The organism is Sulfuricurvum sp., assembly GCF_022759005.1.
Taxonomy (GTDB): domain Bacteria; phylum Campylobacterota; class Campylobacteria; order Campylobacterales; family Sulfurimonadaceae; genus Sulfuricurvum.
The window spans coordinates 1-3950 of record NZ_JAEMQA010000085.1 but is presented as its reverse complement, the minus strand read 5'-3'; the positions used below and the strand labels follow the sequence as shown (position 1 = coordinate 3950).

The following is a 3950-nucleotide window of genomic DNA, read 5'->3' as shown; positions in this document are numbered from 1 at the left end:
GGGTTATGAGCCCGACGAGCTACCGGACTGCTCTATTCCGCGGTAAGATTATACTCCATGCTTACTTAAAACCTTCAATAATAAATATTATCTTTTTTATAAGACATTTTGATACAATATTTCATGCGCACTAAAATTCATAATTCACTTCTACAATGGTACAAAATAAACGGACGACATGATCTACCATGGCGCAATACCGACGATGCATATCAAATATACCTAAGCGAAATCATGTTGCAGCAAACGCAGGTAAAAACAGTTTTAGCGCGATTTTATTTCCCTTTTCTACAAAAGTTTCCAACTTTTTTGCATGTTGCCCAAAGTGACTTGGACGATGTACTCAAAATGTGGGAGGGATTAGGATACTACAACCTGACAAAATACACTTTAAAGTCCTATATTTAGGGGTTCATATTATTTAATTGCCACATTTTTACCACCTTTACATTTTTTACCACCATTTTAAAAATTTCTATGACTAAGCGCACCATGGGTTTCATTGGAAGTTTTTTGCTATAATCAAACAACGAAACATTCAATAAGATGCAAAATTCAAAGAGAAGAGATGCAAATGACGAAAAATGATATTTTGCAAAAATTGACTCAAGAAAAAGAATACATCCAAAAAATGTATGAAGTCGATAAAATCGGACTTTTTGGAAGTTATGCCAAAGACCAACAGAAACCAAACAGTGATATTGATATCTATGTCGAATTTAAACATAAAACCTTTGATAATTTGACGGGTCTCTGGAATTATTTAGAAGATATGTATCATACCAAAATCGATTTATTGCATAAACACAAGCGAAGCCATGGTGCAATTTTTGAAAGTATCCAAAAAGAGGTCATATATTGATAAAGCGACAACAACTGAACTCATTGATTTTATCCTTGAAAGCTTGAGATTAATCAATAGACGATTTAATGGGGTTAAATCAAGTGACGATTTTTTGGATAGCGATGAGGGTCTAGATAAACTCGATGCGATATCTATACGGCTACTATCAATCGGTGAAGCATTGAAAAATTTGGATAAGCGACAAAAGGAACTATTACTCCAAGTTGCAGATAAAGAGTATTGGAGCAAAATCATCCGCACCAGAGAAATTTTAACCCATCACTACATCGATATCGATGCAGAAACAATTTACATGATATGCGATGAAAAATTAGCAAAGTTAGAGCAAAAAATTTTAAAACTTCAAGAGTACGTCAAATAGTGCTAAAATTTTATTGTTAGTAAAAGGAAGACGCGGTGAATCTCTCGGCCGTACCGCCTTTAATTAGGAACGGGTTTAGGAAGGGGATGAGAGTCCTTCGCCTTAAAATACTATTTCGTTAAACAAAATACGAATCCGCTCCATCTCTTCAGATGAAAATTCTCCCAACTTTTGCAATAAGCGCTCGTTATCCACCGCTCGCGCATGAGCGATTAATACATCGGAATCCGATTCAAGTCCTGCCCTTTTCTTAACCCGAAACCGTAATGGCTCCGCATCATCAATTAACACTGTAGTCATAGGTAAAACAATCACGGTTGCATAACCACTATAGTTGAGTAAATCGTTTTGAATCACAACAGCTGGACGAGTTTTTCCGATCTCATTCGATTTCTTTTGTGGATTGAGATTGACAAGCCAAATCTCCCCTTTACAGACCGTCATCGAGAGTTCCTTCGAATTCAGCATTTTCGGCTTTATCGGCTTCTTTTGTTTTGGCTACCGCTTTTAGGATACGGCTTTTTTTGCTATTTTCAATACTGTCTGCATAGAATGAAATAGCATCACGAATAATATCACTCTTTTTTTTGTGCAGCGATTGGGAAATAAAGTCGAGTTTATTTTCTAATGTTTTATCCAATCGAACTGTTGCTGTCATCTAAATTCTCCTAATGTGAATTTTGTAATACAGTATTATACACTACATTGTATTCATACAATCTACTTAAAAGCTTTTTTTCAATTGAAACCATTAACCCACACCACCTCAAACATAACTCCTATACCCCTTAGACTTCTCCTTTATCATCATTACAAGTTTTTTCTCAAAGAGACTGAAACAGCCAATTAAAAGTGTGTAATTTTTGTTCAAGTCATCTTTGAAACTTTTTCATTCAAGATAAACGATAAGCCTAACGGACGGAGAAAATTTGTTTGAAGGATAAGGGTGTTGATGTTTTCGAAAAAAAGAAAATAATCAAGATACCGAATCCACCTTCAAACAAAGAAAATCGTTTTTTTAAAGAAATACAATGGAAATTTGCATCACAGATTTAGCGGCATACAACAATGGACACCTTATCGGCGAGTTTGTATCACTCCCGATAGATGAAAAAGATTTGAAATCAAAAATCGATGAAATTTTATCAATAGGTGCACAATCGTGTGAAGACGATGAGCATGAAGAAATTTTTATCGCTGATTATGAATGTGAATACTTGGAAATCGGAGAATTTGATAACCCATTCAAACTCAACGAAATCGCCGAACAAGCTGATAGACTGAACGACCACGAATTAAAAATGGTAAGCTTTTTACTCCGTAACGGCTTGGTCGGTAATTTTGAAGAAGCACTCGAAAAATACGAGGACGTTATCATCCACGAAGAGGTGGCTGATAGTGAATTTACAGAAATATTTTGACGTTATCGATATGTATCAAGAATATTTCGGTAATTTTTATCCAAATGCTGAAAAATTATATCAAGTATACAAAAATATGAGTAAAGATGAATTTGTTAAATATGCTCATCAAAATCATCCAGTGATGTATGATTTGTATTTTCAAGCATGGGGGATTGATTAAGAAAAATTAGGTGGGGTCATTCAGATTATTTCTGCCAGAGCATCGACCAAAAACGAGGAACGCCAATATAAGGAGTTTTTACCATGAGAGAAGAATACGACTTTTCACAATCTGTTCAAAATCCGTATGCTAAAAGAGCAAAAAAGCAAATTTCACTCAATATCGAAGTGGAAACCGTTGAGTATTTTAAGGAGCTTGCGATAAAAATGGGATTACCATATCAAATGCTCATTAATTCATATCTTACCGATTGTGCGTTGCGTCATGTTGAACCACAGTTGAAGTGGACGAGCTGATCATTTTAGCAAAAGTGCAAATCCATTAATAACAGTTGACTAGCAGATTTGATAATTTTTACAATATCTTTACATTAAGCGCTCCAAAACACAGAGCGCTTATAGAAAATTCCTGATTTATAGTATATTATTTAAGTGCTTTCATTTTTTCTTCAAATAAAACTTTATCCAAGCTATCATAAAAACCTTGATACCATAAGCTGTCATTAATATGCCCACTACCTACCATTGCATACTTACCAGTCAAAGGAACGGGTATTGGTAGACTTACACCTACAAAACCAATCTGTCCAGTATTCAATTTCTTTTCCATCACATTGTAGCTTGCGATCATAGCTACATTTGAGATATTGGAATCAATTGCTTTAAAAGAGAGAGAAACAGTTATCTCGGTAACGGTTTCTTCATTATATTGATCTCCTTTTGCAGTTAATACACCATCTTCTTTTGTCACAGTTACAATATTCATATTCGACTGCATAAGTGTTTTTTTGAGACCTTCAAAAAGGTCATCTAAGTTACACATTACATCTCTTTGTTTGTAATTAGCTTCGCCTTGATGAATACCATTTGACTGAGGCTCAGCCATAGCAACACCCAAAAAAAGAAAGGTTAGTAATAATACTTTTTTCATATTATTTCTCTTCTACAACAGGTAAATTACAGCTGAATGTTCCGATGTGCTTTACTTTTCCATCAATAAACTTAATCATTAGATTATGGTAGGTTTTAGTATTTGTCTTAGTATCATAAACATTACCTTCATATTTCCAAATTTCTTCATTATTAATTCTCTGTATGCTTGTCGGTTTCATTGGCATAAGAGCATTAACCGCACTTTGAT

At 34.5% G+C, this 3950-nt stretch carries 9 protein-coding genes and 1 pseudogene; 6 read left to right on the top strand and 4 right to left on the bottom strand.

From position 1 onward, the window contains the following. Nucleotides 1–123: 123 nt before the first annotated feature. From JHC35_RS05735 to JHC35_RS05725, 3 genes and pseudogenes are all read left to right on the top strand, one after another. Nucleotides 124–372 (top strand): annotated as a pseudogene (locus JHC35_RS05735) (A/G-specific adenine glycosylase); the annotation flags it as partial. A gap of 196 nt (nucleotides 373–568) precedes the next feature. After that, nucleotides 569–862, top strand: a complete 294-nt coding sequence (locus tag JHC35_RS05730; protein ID WP_295042880.1) for a nucleotidyltransferase domain-containing protein — start codon at nucleotides 569–571, stop codon at nucleotides 860–862. Next, on the top strand, nucleotides 831–1226 hold the full coding sequence (locus tag JHC35_RS05725) for a HepT-like ribonuclease domain-containing protein (RefSeq protein WP_295042878.1): 396 nt from the start codon (nucleotides 831–833) through the stop codon (nucleotides 1224–1226). Before JHC35_RS05730 ends, JHC35_RS05725 begins: the two co-directional genes overlap by 32 nt. 102 nt (nucleotides 1227–1328) lie before the next feature. Here JHC35_RS05725 and JHC35_RS05720 read toward each other — a convergent pair whose 3' ends face one another. Together JHC35_RS05720 and JHC35_RS05715 are read right to left on the bottom strand one after the other, a co-directional pair. Further along, the gene (locus tag JHC35_RS05720) at nucleotides 1329–1670 is read right to left on the bottom strand and encodes a type II toxin-antitoxin system PemK/MazF family toxin (RefSeq protein WP_295042876.1); all 342 of its coding nucleotides are present in this window, start codon (nucleotides 1668–1670) and stop codon (nucleotides 1329–1331) included. After that, the gene (locus JHC35_RS05715; protein WP_295042874.1) at nucleotides 1657–1884 is read right to left on the bottom strand and encodes a CopG family transcriptional regulator; all 228 of its coding nucleotides are present in this window, start codon (nucleotides 1882–1884) and stop codon (nucleotides 1657–1659) included. Before JHC35_RS05715 ends, JHC35_RS05720 begins: the two co-directional genes overlap by 14 nt. A 373-nt stretch (nucleotides 1885–2257) precedes the next feature. On the opposite strand from JHC35_RS05715, the gene JHC35_RS05710 reads away from it, so the two are divergent. The 3 genes from JHC35_RS05710 (at nucleotide 2258) to JHC35_RS05700 (ending at nucleotide 3106) form a co-directional block, all read left to right on the top strand. Further along, complete coding sequence (locus tag JHC35_RS05710) at nucleotides 2258–2647, top strand: antirestriction protein ArdA (protein WP_295042872.1); 390 nt, start codon at nucleotides 2258–2260, stop codon at nucleotides 2645–2647. Continuing rightward, on the top strand, nucleotides 2625–2810 hold the full coding sequence (locus JHC35_RS05705) for a hypothetical protein (protein ID WP_295042870.1): 186 nt from the start codon (nucleotides 2625–2627) through the stop codon (nucleotides 2808–2810). The genes JHC35_RS05710 and JHC35_RS05705 overlap by 23 nt, the downstream gene beginning before the upstream one ends. An 83-nt stretch (nucleotides 2811–2893) precedes the next feature. Next, nucleotides 2894–3106 carry a CopG family antitoxin gene (locus tag JHC35_RS05700; protein WP_295042868.1) on the top strand — a complete coding sequence of 71 codons (213 nt, stop codon included), beginning with the start codon at nucleotides 2894–2896 and terminating at the stop codon, nucleotides 3104–3106. A gap of 127 nt (nucleotides 3107–3233) precedes the next feature. Here the strand turns inward: JHC35_RS05700 and JHC35_RS05695 are convergent, their stop codons facing one another. After that, nucleotides 3234–3740, bottom strand: a complete 507-nt coding sequence (locus tag JHC35_RS05695) for a hypothetical protein (RefSeq protein WP_295042866.1) — start codon at nucleotides 3738–3740, stop codon at nucleotides 3234–3236. A gap of 1 nt (nucleotide 3741) precedes the next feature. Then, a partial coding sequence (locus tag JHC35_RS05690) for a hypothetical protein (protein WP_295042863.1) occupies nucleotides 3742–3950 on the bottom strand: 209 nt, incomplete at its 5' end.

Coding starts and splice junctions, on each gene's coding strand:
- JHC35_RS05730 (WP_295042880.1), top strand. CDS start 569: ATGCAAATGACGAAAAATGATATTTTGCAAAAATTGACTCAAGAAAAA.
- JHC35_RS05720 (WP_295042876.1), bottom strand. CDS start 1,670: ATGACGGTCTGTAAAGGGGAGATTTGGCTTGTCAATCTCAATCCACAA.
- JHC35_RS05715 (WP_295042874.1), bottom strand. CDS start 1,884: ATGACAGCAACAGTTCGATTGGATAAAACATTAGAAAATAAACTCGAC.
- JHC35_RS05710 (WP_295042872.1), top strand. CDS start 2,258: ATGGAAATTTGCATCACAGATTTAGCGGCATACAACAATGGACACCTT.
- JHC35_RS05700 (WP_295042868.1), top strand. CDS start 2,894: ATGAGAGAAGAATACGACTTTTCACAATCTGTTCAAAATCCGTATGCT.
- JHC35_RS05695 (WP_295042866.1), bottom strand. CDS start 3,740: ATGAAAAAAGTATTATTACTAACCTTTCTTTTTTTGGGTGTTGCTATG.